The following is a 22,238-nucleotide window of genomic DNA, read 5'->3' as shown; positions in this document are numbered from 1 at the left end:
AACCGTCAGTACATATTTTTAATCTGAATTTAAAGTACAGTGTTGTTTTAGAATTTGAATTTGCTCATATTTGACAGGAGATATGGGAGAACTATTACTTTATATTGGAATAATTTCAATTTCCACATGGGCGGTATGGAAAGGCGGTAGTCTCCTAGAAGAATCGTCTGAAAAACTTTCTGATTATTATCATTTACCTCCACTTATTCAAGGTACAATTATAACGGCCGTAGGGTCAAGTTTCCCTGAATTAGCAGCTACAATTTTATCAACATTACTTCATGGTAAATTCGATTTAGGAGTATCCGCTATAGTAGGTTCAGCGATTTTTAACATTCTTGTAATTCCAGGAATTTCAGCCGTGATGGTGAAAAGAATGCCCGCAGATCTTAGCTTGATATACAAAGACACCCAATATTACATAATTTCAGTTTTTGTATTATTCATTTCATTTGCTTTAGCCTATATATACTATCCAGTAAATATAACAGCAGGAAATATGGAAGGGAATATGACTAGATGGATTGCCTGCCTTCCAATTTTCTTTTATATATTATACATTTTCATTCAGGGAATGGAAACTCGTGATTATAGAAGGGATCATGGAAAAAGAGCTGTTCTTGGTGTTGATAGGGAAATTACAAATATCCGAAAGGACTGGATTAAACTTATTATTAGCTTAGTATTAATTGTAGCCAGTGTGGAAGGCTTAGTTAGTGGTGCAATTTTCTTAGGCAATTTCTTTAATACTCCTGATTTCATTTGGGGTATTACAATTGTAGCTGGCGCAACCAGCATTCCTGATGCAGTGGTAAGCATTAAAATTGCAAAGAAATTTAAAGGATCAATTAGCTTGGGTAATGTATTAGGGAGCAATATTTTTGATTTGCTAGTCGCAGTTCCAGTGGGGGTATTAATAGCTGGTTCTGCAATAGTTAATTTTACAGTAGCTGCACCTTTAATGCTATTCCTAGCAATAATTACCATTATAATGTTCATTTTCTTAAGAACTAACTTAGCCTTAGTTAAATGGGAGGGGATGGTATTATTAGGCCTTTACGTTCTATTCGTGATCTGGATGATATTCGAAACCATAGGCATTACTTCAATAGTGATTAAATAAAAAAAGCCCGCTTTAAAAGCAGGCACTACCAATTAGTATTTTTTCAAATACTTATTTTCTATCTAATTCTGAAAAATATTGATGGAACAAAGCTACAGTTTCAATTCCTTTAAGGTAATTCTCAACTCCAAAACTTTCATTAGGTGAATGTATTGCATCAGAATTCAAACCGAATCCCATTAAGATACTATCTAAGCCTAATATATCCTTAAATAAAGATACGATTGGAATACTACCTCCCTCACGAGTAGGAATTGGCATTTTACCCCAAACCTTTTCAAACGCTTTCTCTGCTGCTTTATAAGAATCGGTATCCGTTGGGGTAACATATGGCATACCTCCATGATGAGGTTTTACTTTTACCTTCACACTTTTTGGAGCAATGCTTTCAAAATGTTTCTGGAATAATTCTGATATTTCATAATGATTTTGATCCGGAACTAAACGCATTGAAATTTTAGCATTTGCTTTTGAGGGTAATACTGTTTTTGCACCTTCTCCTGTATATCCTCCCCAAATTCCATTTACATCTAAAGTAGGACGGATTCCCATTCTCTCTAAAGTATTATAAGATTTTTCACCTTCTACATCCTCAATATTTAAATCCTTTTTAAAGTCCTCTAAATCAAATGGGGCCTCATTCATTTTAGCTCTTTCCTCAGCAGTAAGTTCTAATACTTTGTCATAAAAGCCAGGAATAGTTACTCTTTTATTCTCATCTTGAAGGGAGGCAATCATTCTGCATAATACATTGATTGGATTGGCAACTGCACCTCCGTAAACACCTGAATGTAAATCTCTATTAGGCCCTGTGACTTCAACTTCCAAATAGCTTAATCCTTTCAAACTAACTGCCATTGACGGATGATCATTAGCAATCATTGAAGTGTCCGAAATAACAATTACATCAGCTTTTAGCTTCTCTTTATTTTCTTTTATGAATACCTCAAGGTTTTCAGAACCAACTTCCTCCTCACCTTCAATCATAAATTTGATATTGCAAGGTACACCACCATTCTTCATCATCATTTCAAATGCTTTCACATGGATGTACATTTGACCTTTATCATCAGCCGAACCTCTAGCTACAATTTTATCATTTTTAATTACGGGGTTGAAAGGCTCTGATTCCCATAATTCATAAGGATCGGCAGGTTGAACATCATAATGACCATATACTAAAACAGTAGGTAAGTTAGGGTCTATAATCTTATCCGCATATACAATTGGATGCCCCTTCGTTTCACAAACTTCCACATTTTCAGCCCCCGCTTCCTCAAACTTAGCTTTCATAAATTCAGCAGCCTTTTTTACATCTGCTTTAAATTTAGGATCTGCACTTACACTAGGAATTCTAAGCAATTCAAATAGCTCGTCTAAAAATCTTTGTTTGTTCTGTTGTAAGTATTTTCCTGTTTCCTCTTTCGTAATCATTTATTAAAATTTATATCCAAATATTCAATTAAAATCCATCGTCATCATCCTCAGCAGGAGTTGGCTCCTGAGTTGGAGTTGGGTTACTATTTACTGGTGCCGCTGCTCCACTACTTGCTTCACTCGCCATCTCTAAGTAATAAGGAGCATCAATATCGAAATATTTTCTTCTATATTCTTCTATAAAACTAATCACTTCTGATTTATCACCGGTTAAGAATACAAACTCTCCAAATTTTGCTTTATCAGCTTTCGATTTTTTAGTTATTAAATCATTTGCGCCAGCATTGGAAGAGAAGAATATGAGTCTATCTTGTTCATAGTGGAAGAAATACCAACATGATGGCGAAACTTGTAAAAATAATTTAATAGCAGAGCCCATTTCTTTCTTTTGAATTTCTACAAATCCATCAACATTAGCATTTATATCCTGAGCACCAGTGTTTGAAAAACCAATTTTTCCTACACTATACCAAGCTTGCTCCATGTCTGACCATTTCATATCCAAATTATTCAAGACTAGCGTTTTGGTTAAATTTGAAGATAAGGCATGTAATGGAATGTATTCATTAAAAATGTATTCCTCATATCTCTTAGCAGCGGAGTTACCAGCTATTTCTGCTAATTTTGGAAGCAGTCTATCTAAATCCTTTGTTGACTCTGGCAGACCTAAACGTTGGATCACTTCTATCATATCATTTCCGATGATTTGAGTAAACCCATTTGGCAAGTCGAACTCAACAGTCATCATCAAATTAAAAATAAATTCTTGATTTAATAAATCTCCTGATCCTGAACCCGCTGAATTAAACTCGGCTTCCTTTCTACTATTCATGAACTTGAATGGCCCTTCAAATTCCAACTTTTGATCCTCTTCATTATAGGCAAAATATTTACCGGCATAGGATGTTCCTGACTTTCTACCTTTACTTTCAATTACGAATTGATTTCCATTTGCATTATAGGTTAATAAACCAGAAGGTTTAAAGAAATCAGCATCAGTAAAGTCTCTTTTTTCAGTCATAAAAGTAGCATACAACTGATTGCTGACATTATCGAAATGAATACCAGCTTGAAGTGGTTCACCCATTTCAGTAGTACTATTATCAAAATCAATGACTACTTCTTTTGCACTACCATCGCTGGTATAAGCTATCCAAGTATCATAATTAGGAATATCTCTTAGATCAGGTTGTATATAGCCTTTTAATTCCAATGCAGGTTTATCTGCATACATGGTTACATCTCCTTTGAAAAACATGCCTGGGCTCATCAACAATCTATCCTCTTTACGAACCACACCTGAAGAAACAGTTCTTAATTGCTTGTCATTTTTGGAAGCATCAGGAATGGGTTCTAAGCTAAACTCGCCCATCTTAATAGAAAATGTATCTCCTACTGAATTTACATATCTATAAGTTGCATTTCCAGAAAACTTATTTCTTGAAGCAATTTCAATTTCAGCATCATAAAGGTTATGGTATCCTGTTAGAGTGTCCAATTCTAAAGTAGCATTATATAATTTGTTGATTTCTCCATTTTCCCCAATAATTACTTCGCCTCCACTTGGTGTTATGTTTGCATCCGCTACAGTTATATAAGGAATTCCTGAAACATTTAAAGCTTGACTTTCAATATCATAAACTGCTTTAGTTGCATTAAACACCAATGAATCTTGATCTGGGTTGGTTGAATAGAAATATGAATTTCTAATATTAATATCAGCAGGCTTGGTCATTTCCACCACTTTTTCATCTAGCTTCCACAATGCTGATGGAATTGAGGTTTTGTAGCTTGCATAAGGGAAATCTAAAGCCGCATCCCCTTCAATTTCAGGATTGATAGTTGCAGTATTAGCTTCAAAATCGAAGTCTAATCTAACATCATCTGAAGAAAGGGCTGGTATTGTATCAGTTGATTCAATTCTAAAGGCTGCATGTCGTGCAGAGAACCCATCCTCTTTAAAGCTGTATTCTTTTGAGCTTGTATTAGAACCTCTTGTGGTCATATCTCCCTCACCGAAAAGACCTTTTTTGGAGATAATAGTCCGGCCTTCCAGAGAAGCTGTTTCATTATACATTTTAAAAGGATCAGATCGATTTGTCATATATAAACTATCCTTGGCGGTTAACCATCGCATATCAAAATTTGCGATCTCTAATTGAGGAAAAGATACTCCTTCCCAATCGCCTGGATCAATTGTGGCATAAGTTCCCACAGCTGTAATTGAATCCTTAAAGAAAGTAAAGTTCTCAGATCGTATGGATGAACTGAGATATTCAATTCTATCTCCCCCTCTTAAGCCTTGATTATCGAGTCTAATCTTACCATAGAATGTAGCTTCACCATCCAAAAGATCAATCCCCTCATCTGGTAAGGGGTGATCAAAACCTAATGATTTATCAGGCATTACTCTTAACTTTTCTTCAAACTCTGGAAAAATATCTCCTGAGTGGAATACACCATCAAAGGCAATAGAATTAGGGTCACTACTACTTACTGAGTCAATTTCAAAAGGAGGAATTATGAAATAAAGGCTTTGATCATACACTCCATTAAGAATTTCTTCTCCTAAGAAATAAACCGTAGCTCCTTTTGTAGCATTAAATACTGGATACTTCGGATATTCTTTTTGAGCTGACTTATTATTGGGCTCATTAATATATAGTACACCTGCAGTTTCTACTAATTGGTTTTGAATTTGCTCCTTATTCGATCTTTTATTGTCGTCATCAGTAGCTAAATTAAATTTAATATTATCGATTTGAGGCATCGAAATAAGGAAACTATCATAATCCATTCTAAACTCTTCCCCTATATATTGGTAATTTCCAGCGTAAACAATTCCATCAAATTGAATATCTCTATTTTTCCTCAACACAACTTTCCCACTATCTGGCTCAACACTTACACCAAGTTTATCATTGATAATGAATTCTTCAACTCCAACAATATCTAAAGTCCCTTTGTCTAAATTCAGTTTTCCGTTGGGCAAACCTGATGCAACAGATGTAATCTGGATATTGTCATAGTCCTTTCTTCCCCACCTGGAATCAACATAATGGTATGCCTTATCCAGAACCTCTATCTTACCACTTATAATATCAAACTTAATGAAGCCATTTTGCATTAGTAGCTTCATTCCTGATCTTAATTTCTTTTCTTCTATCTTCGTATAATCAGCCATTTCATTTAAGTAGAAATCATTTGACCTAATTTCTCTACTGTAGTTTACAGTTACTTGTAAGGCATGAAATCTATATAAACCTGAAAGGCTACTATATCGGTATTCATTATAATACTCAGCTGATTCGAATAGTGCAGGTACTCGATTTCCTGCAATTAAAATTGATATATCAAGAATAGTGGTATCCATATCCCAAGTCAATTTATCAGCTGTAAAGTCCATATTAAAATAACTTGCGTAGAATGGAGTATTTTTAAAGTCTCCTTTCTTTTTTAATAAATTAATTGAGTTATTATTGATATCATAACTAAAAGTTAAACCAGGATGGTAAATAGAATCCTTTCTTTGGTAAATTGAAACGCTACTTATATCGGATGAAAAACTACTATCCTTGTAAATAAATTCTCTTGATTCTGCCCTGAATTTTTTAACAGCAGCACCTTGAAGTTCCAAACTTCCTAAGTTTTTATTATTTGCCGCTGTAGTTAAAGTAGTACCTTTTACCGTAATTCCACCTTTAAGATACAGCCCTTCTTTTTTCACAAAGTTTAAATCATAGCCTGATTTATAAGACTGGAAGAATGGATAATTTACTTCTCCATTACTATTATTTTCAACCTTAAAGTCAATTAATCCTTTAACCGGTTCACTCAATATTTCAGGGTAATTAAGCGTAACCTGCTCAGCTGAAAATTCTTTTTCATTCACTTCAAAAGTAAAATCTGAGAATTCAGCATTGAGTTCTTTAGGATCTTTTCCTAAATGTTCCCATGTTAAAGTTCCAGTTTCAGCAACAAAAGTGTTCCCTATCAATTCTAAACTCCCCGTTACTCCATTAATTTTTATGGAATCAACCGTATTAAAAAATCTAAGATTAATATTTTTTAATTTCACAACAGGACCTTCTAGTATGGGCATGGGTTCAGCAAAAGCTGTTAAATCGATACCTTCATCTTCTTCTGTGCTGGTTGAATTATTTGCTGTTTCATTATTTTCACTTCCCCAGCTATCATCTCCCCAAGAGCTATCACTGCTCCCCCATGCATCCTCACTACTCCCCCAATCATCATTTGATTCTGAACCCCATTCGCTTGAAGTTTCTTTTGCTTCTTCTACTGGGGTTTCTTCCACAGGAATTTGTTCAGGTTCTTTATCCCATTCAAAACTAACACTGCCTCCATTAAAAGCCACTTGATAATATCGGCTGTAATAAATTGCCTTCTTTTCTAGTATCTGCTCAGCCTTATTTAATATTATTTTAAACTGATTATTATCAAGTTCATCATAAGCTTTTTCTGCTATTTCAAGAAAGGAGTTTATTGCTTTTGCTGGATCCTTAAGATTTGACGAAGCGCCAGAAAGGGTGCTGATAAAAGGTAATCGGAAATCTTTTACTGAAAGATTATCCTCTCGCATTCGATTATAGATCTCTTGAATTAAATCCTTATTTGCTTTAGTAAAGAAGTTAGGTTTGTTCCAATAGTTTTGGAAAAACAAGGAAACGCTTTCTCCTTTTTCAGATTTTAATTCTGACAAATCAAGCTGAACAGTTTGCAAAAAATTTGGCGTACTTACTACATCGGTATTCTCATCATCCTGTGCATAGGAGAATGTGAAACTAAATAGAACCAATATGCAAATCAAAAGAGACTTCATGCGTTTTTCTTAAGTAATAATGCTGACCATTTATTCCTAGATGATTGTTTAACAAGATTTAATGAATATTTGTCGCATTCATTTAAAATATCTTTAACATCTTTCTCATAAAACCCACTTAACATGAGATAAGCTTCATCGCTTAGATGTTTCTGAAGATATTGTATATCTTCTAGTAATATGTTTTTGTTAATATTTGCAAGGATTAGGTCGTATTGCTGATTTGGTATGCTTTCCACCTCACCTTGCCAAATATTATAGCTATTTTCATCAATAGAATTGAACGAAAAATTCTCTTTTGTATTATCAACTGCCCATTCATCAATATCATAAGCATCTAAATGCTTAGCTTCCTTTAAACCTCCAAAAATGGCTAATATTCCAGTACCACAACCCGCATCTAATATATTTGAATCCTTTAGATCCATCTCATACATTAAATTAAGCATTTGGTAGGTCGTCTCATGATGCCCGGTTCCAAAAGACATTTTAGGCGTTACAATTATTTCAAAAGGAAAACCCTCTTTAGGAGGATGAAAACTAGCACGAACCAAAATTTTTCCTTCTACTTCGATAGGTTCATAATTCTTTTCCCAGTCTTCATTCCAGTTTTCTTTTTCAACACTACCTAGCTGATATGAAGCTTGCGTAAACTCTTTATACTTTGCAAAAAGCTCCTCAATTTGAGAAGCTTCTATAATTTGATTTTCTTCAGAATAGGCCATTAAACCAGTAGCATCTTCCTTTTCTTGAAAAGTAGAAAAACCAATTTCAGCTAATTCCGCCATGAAAACTTCTATGAAATCTTCTTGGCAACTCACATCCAATGAAATGTAACTCATTTAATATTATGGCCTGTATTAATTCTTAAAATGATTTAATAATATCTGTAAAGTCTCTTGATTTTAGAGATGCTCCGCCAATCAATCCTCCATCAACATCGGCTTGAGAGAATAATTCTTGAGCATTATCTGGCTTACAACTGCCACCATATAAAATTGAAGTCTCGTCTGCTAAAGCTTGTCCAAATTTTGATGCAATATGGTCTCTGATAGTTCTATGCATATTCTGAGCTTGCTCTGATGATGCTGTTTTGCCAGTCCCAATTGCCCAAATGGGTTCATAAGCAATTACAATATTTTTAAATTGCTCTTCTGAAAGATGAAATAAGCTATTGGTTAGTTGCTTTGTAACATAGTCATTCTGAGTATCAGCTTCTCTGATATCCAAAGGCTCCCCACAACAAAAAATAACTTTTAAATCATTTTTAAGGGCATTATTAGTTTTCTGAGCTAGTTCTTCATCTGTTTCAGAGAATTGTTCTCTTCTTTCGCTGTGACCCAAAATAACATATTGAGCACCCAAAGATTTTAACATTGGAGCTGAAACTTCTCCAGTAAATGCACCTGAATCTTCTTGATGACAATTTTGACCTGCTAAAACTATTTTACCCATTTCAGGAATTAAGTTTTGAACAGCATATATAAATGGAAATGGCGGTGCAATAATAACTTTTACATCAGATGGAGCTTCATCTTCAACCATATTTGCAATTTCAGAAGTTAAAGATTGAGCTTCTGATAAAGTCTTATTCATTTTCCAGTTTCCTGCTACTATTTTTTGTCTCATTTTGTTCTGATTATTTTGGTTCAGCTAAAAAACAAAAATAAGAAGTTTTAAGCATAAAGCTAAGCGATAGCAGTTTAAGTAGCAGTTAGGTAATAAATAGGATCAAGTTAAAATATTTAATACTCCCATTTCCTCATATCTACTATTGGTTTCATATAAATTTCGGGAATATCAAGACCCTCACCTATCATTTCCTCCTCTTTTAGTAATGATGGTTTATGGATATTAAAGCCTTCAATCTGGTTTAATTCAGGAATCCAATGTCTAATATATTCGCCTTTAGCATCATATTTTTTTGCCTGACTTAATATATTGAAATATCGATTTTCTCGAGGGTCGTTTCCTACTCCTGCAACATAGGCCCAATTACCCCAATTACTTGCAACATCATAATCAATTAGTTGATGCTCGAAAAACCATGCCCCCATTCGCCAGTCTAAGCCCAAATCTTTCACTAAGAAACTGGCCACAATCTGTCTTCCTCTATTGCTCATAAAACCTGATGCATTAAGTTCTCGCATATTAGCATCAATAAAAGGAACACCCGTTTCACCATTTTTCCATTTATTGAAAAGTTCCAAATCCCATTTCCATTTGGAGTCTAGTTTTTTAATTCCACCTTTCTTAAATAAGTCATCCCCAAACTTTTTCAATACAAAATGGAAATAATCTCGCCAGATTAATTCAAATACTAGCCAGTAAGTAGATTGGTTTTTCTTCCGCTCCTTCTCATAGCGTTTAACCTCAAAATATATTGATCTTGGAGAAATGCACCCTAAAGCCAACCATGGGGAAAATTTTGATGAGTAACTCTCTCCAATTAGTCCATTCCTGGTGTGTTTATATTCTTTTAATTGGTCATTTTGCCAGAAATATTGTTGAAGTCTTTCCCATCCTTGGTCTTCTCCGCCTTTAAAATCAAGAGCAGACTTTAAATTAAATTGAACTGGATTAATCTCTAATTCTTCAAAATTAAAATCCACTTCAACTTGGATAGAGCTTTTAAAATCTTCTGGTGTTTCAAATAGCTCCCTTACTTTGGTTTGCTTTTCGTTTTCTTTTCTAAACTGAGTAAAAATATCTGGCAGTTTACCAATCGGCCATGGAATATCTTCTTCATGAAAAAGAGTAGATTGAGCATAAAAATTGACTACTGCCTTTTGCTTTAAAAACAGATCCTCAATAGTACTTTCTACTTGTTTTTCTTCTGTTCCAGATTCTTTTGGAGCAAAAAGTGCATCAAAGTCATGCTCCTCAAAAAGCCTTTTGATTATTTCTTCAGGCTTTCCTTTTTGAATCAGAATTTCACCGCCTTTTGATTTTATATTTTGAGCTAAATTATTAACTGCTTCCCATTGAAAATTAAGTTTGATATCGGAAGATCTTCTACTGTTTAAAGGATTATTCTGCCATTCTTTTTCGTCAAATATGTAAAGCAGAAGATAATTGTCCGAATTATTAATTCCCTCCGATAAAGCTTCATTATCGGCAAGTCTTAAGTTTCTCCTGAACCAGATTAATGATTTTTGATACTTTTTAGCCATTTAGTATTGAATTTTATATGTGATGCTAACCAATTGCTCAAAATTTATGTTTGAAGCTTTTTAATTAGCTTTAGAAAGGATAAATTGACCTTCTGAAAATTGAGCGCATTCCCATGAAGAAAATAAATTTCAATTCCATCAAAAGTAAAATGATTATTGGCTATGGTAGCATGGCCTTACTTATTGTAATTGTTGTTTTAATTACGCTTTCACAAATTTCCGGAATTTTAGAAAAAGGAACTGATGTTCTAGAGAATAAGCAACCTTCAAGATTATATGTTGATGCCTATAAGAGCGGAATCCGCAATTCTAATATTTCATTTCAAAATTACTTATTAAGCGGGAGTGAAACCACCAAACAAGAGCTCAATAAAATATGGAATAAAGAAGTTAAAGCAGCGAAAGATAGCTTAGATTCTTTAGTAACAAATTGGTCAAACCCCGAAAATATTATTCTCTATGAAAAAATAAACCGATTAGCTAACCGAATAAAAAACAAGCAAGAAGAAGCTATTAATAATGCAAGCTTTAGTTCTGGCACCACCAATATTTATATAAGTGACTATCCTAACTTAGCAGGTGATACTATTTATGGAACCAATGACCTTCAAACTTGGATAGATGGTGAATTAAGTAATCAAAGTTCAGAAGGAAATCAGAATGCTCAATTGTTTTCTGAAAATGTAAAGCCTTTAAGCGATGAATTCGATGATCTTTCCAGTCAGCTCTATGTTAATTTAGAGCAAGAAGCTTTAGATATTGCTGATGAAATTTATTCTGCTAGAGATAGATTTTTAATTTCTGAATTGATTATAGTATTAATATCCATTATTCTGTGTTTGATACTTTTCAGATACGCTAGAAACCAAATTAAAAACAGTATTGATGCGCTTCAAAGTGAAGTGAAGATTCTCAGTGAAGGTAATATTCCTGAAACGAAAGCACACACCAATGATGAGCTTGATATTATCTTAGAAGAAATTCACATATTATCGGAAAACTTATCAAATGTGAAAAACTTTGCTTTAGAAGTAGGCAAAGGTAGTTTTGATAGTAACATATCAGTTTTTAATAATAAAGGCGATATAGGCACATCTTTAGCTGAAATGAGAGAAAGCTTGAAGAATGTATCTGAAGAAGCAAGAGTTAGAAACTGGACCAATAAAGGCACTGCTGAATTTGGTGATATCTTAAGGAAATTCAACAATAATATTAGTGAATTAAGTGATCATGTTATCACATTTATGGTAAATTACCTAGAAGCTAACCAAGGAAGCATTTTTATTGTAGATGATAGTGATGAAGATAATCCTAGGCTTCAGCTTACTGCCACTTATGCATATGATAGAAAAAAATTCTTAGAGAAAACCATAGAACCAGGTCAAGGACTTGTAGGACAAGTATATTTAGAGAAACAATCAATTTACTTAAAAGAGCTGCCTAAGGATTATATTAATATTACTTCTGGGCTTGGCAACGCTACTCCTAAAAGTATTTTCATAGTTCCATTAATTGCCAATGAAAAAGTATATGGAGTTATTGAATTAGGAACATTTACGGAATTCAATGAAAACGAAAGAAAATTCATTGAAGATGTGGGTGAAAATATTGCATCATCTGTACAATCAGTAAAAATTAATGAGCGAACCAATAAATTATTGGCTGAGTCTCAAGAAATGACTGAACAGATGCGATCTCAAGAAGAGGAGATGCGCCAAAATATGGAAGAGCTTCAAGCCACTCAGGAGGAAATGGAGCGTTCTCAAGGCGAAAGTAATGAAAGGATGCAGTCTATTGAGAAAAGTGGGTTGGCATTTATTGAATTCAAACCTTCGGGACATATCGTTTCAGCTGATAGAACATTCCTAAACTTGATGGAATACGAAATGGATGAATTAGAGGGTAAACACCATCAAATTTTCGTTAGTCCTGAATATGCTAAAAGTGAAGAGTATAAAAAGTTTAGAGAGGATATTTCAAATGGAAAATTAGTTACTGGGGTTTTTGAACGATATACAAAAACAGGCAAAAAGAAATATCTTAAAGGAGCATATTCAGATGTAAGAAACACGAATGGTGAACCCGTAAAAGTTTTTAAATTTATTGTAGATGTCACCGATATTGTTGAGAAATCGAATGAACTCATAAAAGAAAAAGAAGAGCTACTAAAGCAACTTGAAAATATCAATTCAGATATTGAAAAATCTGAAAATAGAAATATCGAAGACCTAAAATCATATCAAGAAGAACTTAGAAACACTTTGTTAAATAAGCTTAAGAAGACAGAGCAAGAATTAAAAGCTTCTTTAGAAAAACAAAAGAAAGATTTAGGACTTTAATATTTCCAGTCAAAAAACTGAAATTTCAGGAAACATATAATTTCCATTTAGGTTATTAACCGCAATATGAACAAAGCAAATCAAGGCAAAACAGGAGTTTTGTTAGTTAATTTGGGTACGCCAGATTCTACCAAAACAGGAGATGTAAGGAAATATTTAAGAGAATTTTTAATGGATAAAAGGGTGATTGATTTCCCTTTTATATTCAGATGGATGCTAGTAAATCTGATTATTGCACCTTTCAGAGCGCCAAAATCGGCTAAAGAATATAGAAAGCTCTGGGTTGAAAGAGGATCTCCATTGAAATTTTATGGCGAAGATGTTGCTAAAATGCTTCAAGAAGAATTAGACGATAATTATGTAGTGGCATTAGGAATGCGATATCAATCCCCAAGTATTAAAAGTGCTTTGGAGGAATTAAGGAATCAAAAAGTAGCCAAAATTATTGTAATACCATTATTCCCTCAATATGCATCTGCAACGAGTGGTTCTGTTCACGATAAGGTGATGGAAATAGTACAAAAATGGCAAATCATCCCTCAAATCAATTTCATAAGTACTTTTGTGGAAGAACCTGGTTTCTATAAAACCTTCGCTAAAATTGGAAAAAGACATCTTGATAAACATCAATATGACCATGTTATATTCAGTTACCATGGATTGCCTGAGAGACAAATCAGGAAAGGCTCTGTTGATAATTATTGTAAATTAGGCAGCTGCTGTAATGCTTATCATGATAAAAACCGATTCTGTTATAGAGCTCAGTGTTTTCAAACCTCAAGATTGATCGCAAAAGAATTGAATTTATCAGAAGATGATTATACTGTAACCTTCCAAAGTCGATTGGGGAATGATCCTTGGATTAAGCCTTACACCGATGATGTTTTGAAAGATCTTGCTAAAGAAGGTAAAAAATCGGTTTTAGCTTACTCACCTGCATTCGTGGCTGATTGCTTAGAAACTACCATTGAAGTAGGTGAAGAATTTAAAGAAGAATTTGAAGAAGCTGGTGGGGAAAGATGGGATTTGGTTGAAAGCCTTAACGATGACAAGGATTGGGTACTAACCTTAAAGGACTTAGTTTTAAAAAATTAGTCTGGTTTAGGATAAAATACGTAATAATTTTAACTATATTAATGATGTTTTTCGAATATGAAGCATCATTATAAATACGTATTATTAGCTTTATTCCCTCTATTGTTTGTAACTGATCTAAAGGCTTTACAAAATAATAGCTATGAAGAAAATGATATAAATCTAATCGCTTATGAAACAGGCGATAGTATAGACTTATATCTTGATGAAATTAATGATTTATATCAAAGCTCACCCTCTGAAGCTCTTTACTTAATCAATAATTTAGAGTCTCAATTAAGAAATAGTGATGATAAAAAAGCCTTAGCTTACACTCTAAAAAGAAAAGCAGCTTTTTATTGGCTTCAAGGAATTTATGATGCCGCATTAAAAGCTTACTTTGAAGCACTCTCACTATTCGAAGCACAAAACAACACAACCGAAGTTATTAAAATGCTTAATAATATAGGTGAGACCTACAAAAAACAAAAAGACTATTCTCAATCAGCTAAATTTATTAGTGAAGCCTTAGATAAAGTAAAAGAAAATGATTCTTTATCTCCTGAATTAATACTGGTCAATTTAGGTCAGTTATTTATGCTCAAAGAAAATTATGATAGCGCAAACTATTACTTAAATAGAGTACTAAATAAGCCTGATGCTAAAAGTAGAACTTTAGGATTTATTCATTTATACAAAGGAATTATTAATAGGGAGCTTAACTCCATTGATTCATCAATTTATTACTTGGAAAAAAGTAGAACTTATTGGGCAGATTCTGATTATAAAAGAGGTATGATTGAGAGTGAAATTGAACTGGCTAATGTATACATTATCACAGGAAAATCTCAACTGGCTAATCAATATTTAGAAATAGCTGAAAGGGAAGCTCTAACTATTAACACATTAGACCTTCTTTTAAGAATATATCAAACAAAAATTGATTTAAAAGAAATAATTGGTACTAAAGACTCGCTTGTATATTACTTTGATAAATATCTTAAAATTAAGGACTCAATTTATAATGCAGAGTCAAGAGCTGAAATCAACGAACTAAGTATTCAATATAATTTGGCTGAAAAAGAAAATGAAAGCTATAGGTTAGCCCTAGAGCAGGCTGAATTAGCGAATGAAATTGAATTCAGAACTCAAATGATTATTTTCATTAGTCTAATCTTAATAGTATCAATTATTTTGATCATCTACTTAAGAAATAATCGAAACCAATTAAGGGAGGCACATATATTATTAAAGAAACAGAAAGAAGAAATTGAAGATAAACAGAAAAAACTATCGTCCAAATCATTGGCTCTTGCTAAAGTAAACAGTGAATTGAACAAGTTAAATTCTACTTTGGAAAGCCGGGTAATAGAGAGGACAAAAAAATTAAATGAACGAAATAGGCAAATAGCAGAATTCACCTACTATAACTCACATAAATTAAGAGCACCGGTTGCCAATGTATTGGGTTTAATAAACGTAATGGAGTTGTCAAAAGATGGGAAAATTGATCCAACAGTTCTTAAGCATCTTAAAACATGCGCAAAAGAATTAGACAAGGTGATTTTTAATCTTAAAAATTTACTTGATTTAGATGAAGAAATTGACGGTCAATCTAATCAATAAGTGGTAATACAATTCTAAAGGTGGTTCCTACTCTTGTTTTAGATTTTAAGTCGATTTTACCTTTTAAAACATTTAAAGTATCCATTACAATGTATAAACCTAAACCAGAGCCTTCAATACCCTCATGCGCTCTGTAAAACATATCAAATATTTTCCTTTGATGCTCTTTAGGTATACCAGAACCATTATCCTCAACTTCTAAGATGTAGTTATTGTCCTTCTTCTTAGCAGTTACTTTTATATATGGAGCATCATCCTGCTTGAAATCATGATATTTTAATGCATTGGTAACTAAGTTGCTTAATACAATATTTAGTCTTTTTGCATCAGTCTTGATTTTAAAATCAGAGTCATAAGCTCTAATCAATTCAACTTTCTCAGCATTTTCATAAAATTTCAAATCTTCTACTATACTATCCAAAATAGTATCCATGCTGATCTCCTTCATTTCAAGAGGCTTTTTAGTATTAGTTGAAAAATCCATAATGCTTCTAATAAATTCCTCCAGCTTATTAATACTGATATTCATGAGTCTGAAATATTCTCTTATTTCATCCACATTATCGGTCATGCCTGCTATTGTAATAAGTCCTCTCAAAGATTTCAAAGGGGCAACTAAATCATGAGAAGAACGATAAACGAAATTATCTAACTCATTATTAATAGTTTTAAGTTCTTCATTGGCGGCACGAAGTTGCTCTTTTTGTGATTCAATTTCAGATGTACGTTCATTTACAAGTTGCTCTAATTTTTTATTTGTGATGCTTAGGCGATGTGTTCTATATCTTACTAAACCAAAAATTAATAAGGCTAGTAAAGCACCAACCGCAACATAGCTGATTGGATATTCATACCAAGCTTTTGGAATTTTTAATTTAAAACTAAAGGGTTTAATATCTATATTTTCCTGAGTAGCGTGTTTAGCTCTTAAATGGAAGGTATAGGTTCCCCCTGGTAAGTTGGTATATTCCTTTCGAGAATTGGTTGTCCAATCGGACCAATCCTTTTCGAAATCTTCAAGATAATAGGAGAATTTCAAATCCTTGGTGAATAATCCAGGCACTGAAAAATAAAAGTCTAATGAATTCGATTTATCAACAGAAACGGATAAAATATGGCTTGAATCTCGGACAAATAATGAGCTATCGCCAGCTTTAATGAATCTAACCTTAGCTTCTGGTTTAAAATTCGATTTTTTATCGGGATTATAAAATTCGAGATACTGCACACCAAAACCAGTACTTAACCAAAGGTTTCCTCTATTATCTAATGTTGAATGGGTATTATATTTCCACAAAATGCCAGACTTATCATCAAGTCTTTTAATAATATCTCCATTTGCATTAAATAGTTGTAATCCATCATCCCAGCTGGACGTTATAAAAAGAGAATCAGACACTCTTTCGGCAGAATAAAGAAAGGTACTATCCTTTTTATAAAAATTATTTATTTCGCCCTGAAACTCCGAGGTTTCATATGTATCAGGATTAAAATTATAGATACCATTTTCGGAAGTAAAAATAAGCCAGTTGCTATCATTTTGTCTTAAAAACTCCCAGGCATAATCATTACTAAATTTAAAATCAGAATTAATTAAAGAAGCTGTATCATTTTTTAAAAAAGCCAATCCGCCATTATCACCTGCAAAGGAAAGTAATACTTTATCCTCAAATTCGTACATCGTCAAATTAGCCCCCATATTCAGTCTATTCAATACTTCCCCGTCCCATTTTATGAGAGAACTATCAGTACTAAAATAAGTATCTCCCTCAAATTGAACTACATTAGAAATATAAGGTATTTCCTTATTGTCTGGCATCCTTTCATTTAATGAATGATAGCTCATATATCCAGATTTATCTCTTTGAAAATAGCCGAACTTATTTTTTCCGAATGTATATATTTTATCTTCTACTATTTTTAGAAAAGTGATAGGCGTGAAACTTGGGGTCTTATATAATTGCCAATGTGTACCATCAAATTCTAATAATCCATTTTCATTTCCAAAATAAACTATCCCGTCTTCATCAATTGCAGACATATAATTATATGAGCTAGCTCTATAATTAGAACCATCAAAATCATTGAAAATTAGTGAATCACTTAGTTTGAAATTTGCCGAATCTAGCGATTGCGCTGATGCAAAAGAACTGAGAATAGAAAGGCGAAAAAATATAAGAACAATTAAAAAACTTAGTTTTTTACAATTCTTAAAAGACCAGCCGGAAAAAAAAGCCATATACAAAATATCCAATACAACTTAAATTTAGACATAATTTTATTATGCAAAAAAATCTTAGGCTATTGCTGTATTCAGTTTGATGTAATATTAAAAAAATAGCCCACACAAAAATATTTGTGCGGGCTATTAGTATAATGCAATATTTTATTCGTTATCCCATCTCTATTATCTCCTCATTTGCATTCATAAAATGATATTCTGTTAATGCTAAAGAACTATCCTGAATAAGTTTAATCCATTTACCATATTTAAAGAACCATTTTACACGTAATGAAATGAGCCCTTTTGTATAATATGAATACAGAAAAGGATGTATAGCTAGGCTTAAAGATTTTTCATTTTGCTTGGTTAATAAATAATCTAAATCTTGCTCAATCTTATCCGATACTAAGATCGAAGCTGTAATTTTTCCTGTGCCATTACAAGTAGGACATACTTCCTTAGTAACAATATTAAGTTCGGGCCTTACTCTTTGACGAGTAATTTGCATTAAACCAAATTTAGATAAAGGCAAAACAGTATGTTTTGAGCGATCAGTCTCCATAAACTCCTTCATTTTCTTAAAAAGAAGTTTTTTATTGTCAGGATTCTTCATATCAATGAAATCCACCACAATAATTCCACCCATATCTCTCAAACGTAGCTGTCGAGCTACTTCCTTAGCTGCCTCTAAGTTTGTATTTAATGCAGTATCTTCTTGACTTTCTTCACTATTTGATTTATTCCCACTGTTTACATCAACAACATGCAGTGCCTCAGTATGCTCAATAATTAAATAGCCACCACCTTTGATATTAACCGATTGACCAAATAAGGATTTTAGTTGCCTTTCAATACCGAAATGTTCAAAAATCTTATTGCGTCCTGAATAAAGCTTCAGAATTTTCTCCTTGCTAGGATCAATTTTCTGAATGTAGGATTGAATCTCTTTGAATGTTTCCTCATCATCAACATGGATGCTATCAAAGGTCTCATTCATCATATCTCTGAGAATAGAGGACGCTCTTCCTACTTCACCAATGATTTTATCTTTTGGTTTGGCAGTTTTAAGTTTCTTAACTCCTTTTTCCCAGGTTTCTAATAAATTCCTTAGATCAGTATCGAGTTCAGCTACTTCCTTTCCTTCAGCTACAGTACGGATTATTACGCCAAAATTTTCTGGCTTAATTGAAGAAATTAATCTAGTGAGTCTTTTACGTTCCTCACTCGTTGATATCTTTTTAGATATGCTTATTCCATTAGCAAATGGTACTAATACCAAATACCTTCCTGCTAGCGACAACTCGCATGATAGTCTTGGCCCTTTCGTAGAGATAGGTTCTTTAATAACCTGAACCAACACCTGCTTATTTTTAGATAAAACCTGAGATATCTTTCCTAATTTATCTATCTCAGGCTCTAACTTAAATTTACCTAATTTATAGGAGGTGTTATTACGAGTAGTGGCAAATTTAGTATATTTTAAAAGTGAGTTTACTTTGGGTCCTAGATCATGATAATGAAGAAATGCATCTTTTTCATATCCAACATCCACAAACGCAGCATTAAGCCCCTGCATAACTTTGCGAACGTTGCCCAGATAAATATCACCCACACTAAATTGCTCTTCTTTATTGTCATAATGAATCTCAATCAGATTCCTATCATTAAGAAGGGCAATACGACTGCCATTTTGAGTTGAATTAATAATTAATTCATTGCTCAAAGCTCCATAAGTTTAAGTGAAAAACTAAAAAAATGTCTTGTGTTAACAAGACAATAAGAAGTAATGCAAATTACTTCTTATTCTTGTGTCTGTTTTTTCTTAGTCTTTTCTTTCTCTTATGAGTTGAAATCTTATGTCTTTTTCTTTTTTTACCGCAAGGCATAACTTTAAAATTTTTTGTTAAACAATAATATTATAATCCATTTAAGTAACTCTCAACAGCTGCCAACAACTGTTCATCATTACTTGTATTTTTAATTTCCGTAAATAGCTCTTTAGCTTTTGCTTTCTGACCGCTATTCATCAAACTCAATGCCATATAAAATTTAGCTTGCATATTGTCAGGATTTTGACTTAAAAGTGTCTCAAACCTATCAATTGCTTTGTCATATTGACCTGATTGAACAGATAAAATCCCCAAGTTAAATAATGCTTCTTCATTATTAGGTTCTTCTTCTATAACCTCTAACAGCATAGAAATACCCCTCATCGGATTATCTGATGAAACGTAAGTCATAGCAATCTTTATTTTAGCACTATTGTTATCTGGAGATTCTTCTAATACCTTTTGAAGATACTCTCTTGTCTTTAATGCTAAACGATTTGCTTTATCAACATCAGCTGCAAAACTAAAAGCTTCATAATAGGCATTTCCTATTACTTCGTTATCCTGTCTAGATAACTCAATATATTTAGCTGCACTATCGAATCTATTAAGATCTGTGAATATAGCAGCTAAAGAATCTGCAAAGATAACACTATTTTCCTGACTTTCAGCCTTCAAATAACTATTTCTTAATCTGGAGATTGTATTCCTAAATTCAGCAGGAATAGTTCCTGAATGCGAATCCGTTAATGGTTCTGACGAAGAAGGACTAGAATCTAATGTTTCTGCTGTATTTTCTTCAGAAGTTTGAGTACCAGATTCAATACTTTCATTCTCATTATCCACCACTACTTTAGGCAGAGTAAATATCACCACTACTAATGTAATTGCAACTACTAATAATATGATTCTGGACTTCAACATTGAATAGCTTATACCTCTTCAGTTACTTTATTTGAGCTTTTGATCTTCTCAACAAAAACCTTTGATGGTTTGAAACTTGGCACAAAATGCTCATCGATGACAATAGCAGTGTTTTTGGAAATGTTACGAGCAATTTTCTTAGCTCTCTTTTTATTAACAAAACTTCCAAAACCTCTCACATAGATATTCTCACCTTCAGCCATTGAATCCTTCACAACAGAGAAAAATGCTTCTACTGTAGCGGTTACATCTGCTTTGTCTATACCTGTTTTTTCAGAAATTTCTGATATAACGTCTGCTTTAGTCACGCTTCCTTGTATTTTAAAATTGTTAAAAAATTTCTCCCTTTCAATTTGGGTCTGCAAAGGTAAACTTACATTTTTGAATTTAAAAGTAAAATCTTTTAAAGATATGTAAGCTTAAGCACATATTCTAACATTTAACCTTTTAACATTCAATATTTTACGGAAATAAGAATTGAATTGAACAGAATATAAAATCTTTAGATTTTAACATTTGTTTGTCCATATTTGCATTCTCATGACTGAAAGCTTTTCAAATCTTATAATTAATTGGTATCAAAACCATAAAAGAGATCTGCCCTGGAGGAACACTTCTGACCCCTATAAAATTTGGTTATCGGAAATTATTTTGCAGCAAACTCGGGTAATTCAAGGTCTACCTTATTATGAAAAATTCATTGCGAAATACCCTAATGTATTTGATTTAGCAAATGCGCCAGAAGATGAGGTAATGAGGCTTTGGCAGGGATTAGGATATTATTCTAGAGCACGGAACTTACATGCTTGTGCAAAAATGGTGGTAGAGCAGTATGGAGGTCAATTTCCAAATACCTACAGTGAATTATTAAAACTTAAAGGGGTTGGTAAGTACACTGCCGCTGCAATTGCATCCTTTGCATTTGGAGAGGCTACCCCTGTAGTGGATGGCAATGTTTTTAGAGTTTTAGCGCGTTATTTTAACATCACGGATGATATTGCGCAACCTAAAACGTTTAAAAAGTTTTTTGAAGTTAGTGAAGACTTAATTCCTGAAAAGCAGCCCGCTGATTATAATCAAGCCATGATGGAATTAGGAGCCACCGTCTGTTCTCCTAAAAGCCCTAACTGCAGTGAATGCCCAATAGCCGAAGGCTGTGAGGCAAGAATCAATAATAAACAAGCAGAACTTCCTGTTAAAAAGAAAAAAATAAAGGTAAAACGTAGATATCTGTACTACTTGATATGGCAAAATGAGAATAAAATTGCCATGAAGAAAAGAGGTCCACAGGATATTTGGCAAGGATTATTTGATTTTGAATTAATTGAAACTGAAAAGGCTTTAGATATGAACGACATCATATCGAAAATTCAAAATTTACATCAGGATGTTGAGATAATTGAAATCTCAGATGCGTATCAACATATATTAAGTCATCAAAAATTAGAGGCAGTATTTATAGAGCTAAACAAAAAAACTGATAATACGCTACATGATAATGATTTGGTGTATTATACACAGGATGAAATTGAGGAATTACCTAAGCCTAGATTGATTGAGAATTATTTGTCTAGTAGAAATATTTAGGTAAATTTATAATTGAAGTTTTATTGCTCAAGAAATTTTTTTCCATTTCTAAGCAACATAGC

General features: G+C 33.0%; 14 protein-coding genes. 5 read left to right on the top strand and 9 right to left on the bottom strand.

All coding sequences use genetic code 11. The annotated features are described in order from the left end of the window. Nucleotides 1–82: 82 nt before the first annotated feature. The gene (locus QYS47_RS02850; RefSeq protein WP_302103208.1) at nt 83–1,123 is read left to right on the top strand and encodes a sodium:calcium antiporter; all 1,041 of its coding nucleotides are present in this window, start codon (nt 83–85) and stop codon (nt 1,121–1,123) included. A 51-nt stretch (nt 1,124–1,174) separates the two neighbouring features. On the opposite strand, the gene QYS47_RS02845 is transcribed toward QYS47_RS02850, so the two are convergent. The 5 genes from QYS47_RS02845 to QYS47_RS02825 all read right to left on the bottom strand — a co-directional run bounded on the left by QYS47_RS02845 (nt 1,175) and on the right by QYS47_RS02825 (nt 10,573). Next, nucleotides 1,175–2,557, bottom strand: coding sequence for a dipeptidase (locus tag QYS47_RS02845; protein WP_322347660.1), 1,383 nt, complete (start codon nt 2,555–2,557; stop codon nt 1,175–1,177). A gap of 28 nt (nt 2,558–2,585) precedes the next feature. Further along, a complete protein-coding gene (locus tag QYS47_RS02840) occupies nt 2,586–7,400 on the bottom strand; it encodes a hypothetical protein (RefSeq protein WP_322347659.1) in 4,815 nt (1,604 codons plus the stop codon). Further along, complete coding sequence (gene prmA / locus QYS47_RS02835; protein ID WP_322347658.1) at nt 7,397–8,242, bottom strand: 50S ribosomal protein L11 methyltransferase; 846 nt, start codon at nt 8,240–8,242, stop codon at nt 7,397–7,399. Before prmA ends, QYS47_RS02840 begins: the two co-directional genes overlap by 4 nt. Before the next feature lie 25 nt (nt 8,243–8,267). Then, nucleotides 8,268–9,029, bottom strand: coding sequence for a triose-phosphate isomerase (gene tpiA / locus QYS47_RS02830; protein ID WP_308357863.1), 762 nt, complete (start codon nt 9,027–9,029; stop codon nt 8,268–8,270). A gap of 116 nt (nt 9,030–9,145) precedes the next feature. Further along, complete coding sequence (locus QYS47_RS02825; RefSeq protein WP_322347657.1) at nt 9,146–10,573, bottom strand: DASH family cryptochrome; 1,428 nt, start codon at nt 10,571–10,573, stop codon at nt 9,146–9,148. A gap of 113 nt (nt 10,574–10,686) precedes the next feature. On the opposite strand from QYS47_RS02825, the gene QYS47_RS02820 reads away from it, so the two are divergent. From QYS47_RS02820 to QYS47_RS02810, 3 genes are all read left to right on the top strand, one after another. Then, a complete protein-coding gene (locus tag QYS47_RS02820; protein ID WP_322347656.1) occupies nt 10,687–12,912 on the top strand; it encodes a GAF domain-containing protein in 2,226 nt (741 codons plus the stop codon). Between the two features lie 66 nt (nt 12,913–12,978). Then, nucleotides 12,979–14,007 (top strand): ferrochelatase, encoded by a 1,029-nt coding sequence (hemH, locus tag QYS47_RS02815; RefSeq protein WP_322347655.1) that lies wholly within the window; start codon nt 12,979–12,981, stop codon nt 14,005–14,007. 57 nt (nt 14,008–14,064) lie between these two features. Next, nucleotides 14,065–15,612 carry a hypothetical protein gene (locus QYS47_RS02810; RefSeq protein ID WP_322347654.1) on the top strand — a complete coding sequence of 516 codons (1,548 nt, stop codon included), beginning with the start codon at nt 14,065–14,067 and terminating at the stop codon, nt 15,610–15,612. On the opposite strand, the gene QYS47_RS02805 is transcribed toward QYS47_RS02810, so the two are convergent. The 4 genes from QYS47_RS02805 to QYS47_RS02790 form a co-directional block, all read right to left on the bottom strand. Continuing rightward, complete coding sequence (locus tag QYS47_RS02805; protein WP_322347653.1) at nt 15,602–17,653, bottom strand: HAMP domain-containing sensor histidine kinase; 2,052 nt, start codon at nt 17,651–17,653, stop codon at nt 15,602–15,604. The genes QYS47_RS02810 and QYS47_RS02805 overlap by 11 nt on opposite strands. Nucleotides 17,654–18,005: 352 nt before the next feature. Next, entirely contained in the window at nt 18,006–19,559 is a 1,554-nt protein-coding gene (locus tag QYS47_RS02800; protein WP_308357869.1) for an Rne/Rng family ribonuclease, read from the bottom strand. Between the two features lie 193 nt (nt 19,560–19,752). Continuing rightward, nucleotides 19,753–20,589 (bottom strand): tetratricopeptide repeat protein, encoded by an 837-nt coding sequence (locus tag QYS47_RS02795; RefSeq protein ID WP_322347652.1) that lies wholly within the window; start codon nt 20,587–20,589, stop codon nt 19,753–19,755. Nucleotides 20,590–20,597: 8 nt separating this feature from the next. After that, on the bottom strand, nt 20,598–20,954 hold the full coding sequence (locus tag QYS47_RS02790) for an HU family DNA-binding protein (protein WP_302128033.1): 357 nt from the start codon (nt 20,952–20,954) through the stop codon (nt 20,598–20,600). Between the two features lie 175 nt (nt 20,955–21,129). Between QYS47_RS02790 and mutY the strand changes: the two genes are divergently transcribed. Next, the gene (gene mutY / locus QYS47_RS02785) at nt 21,130–22,176 is read left to right on the top strand and encodes an A/G-specific adenine glycosylase (protein WP_322347651.1); all 1,047 of its coding nucleotides are present in this window, start codon (nt 21,130–21,132) and stop codon (nt 22,174–22,176) included. Nucleotides 22,177–22,238: the final 62 nt, after the last annotated feature.

This window comes from Marivirga arenosa (genome assembly GCF_030503875.2).
In the GTDB taxonomy this organism is placed as follows: domain Bacteria; phylum Bacteroidota; class Bacteroidia; order Cytophagales; family Cyclobacteriaceae; genus Marivirga; species Marivirga arenosa.
The sequence above is the reverse complement of the archived record's forward strand: the minus strand, read 5'-3'. Positions and strand labels throughout refer to the sequence as shown.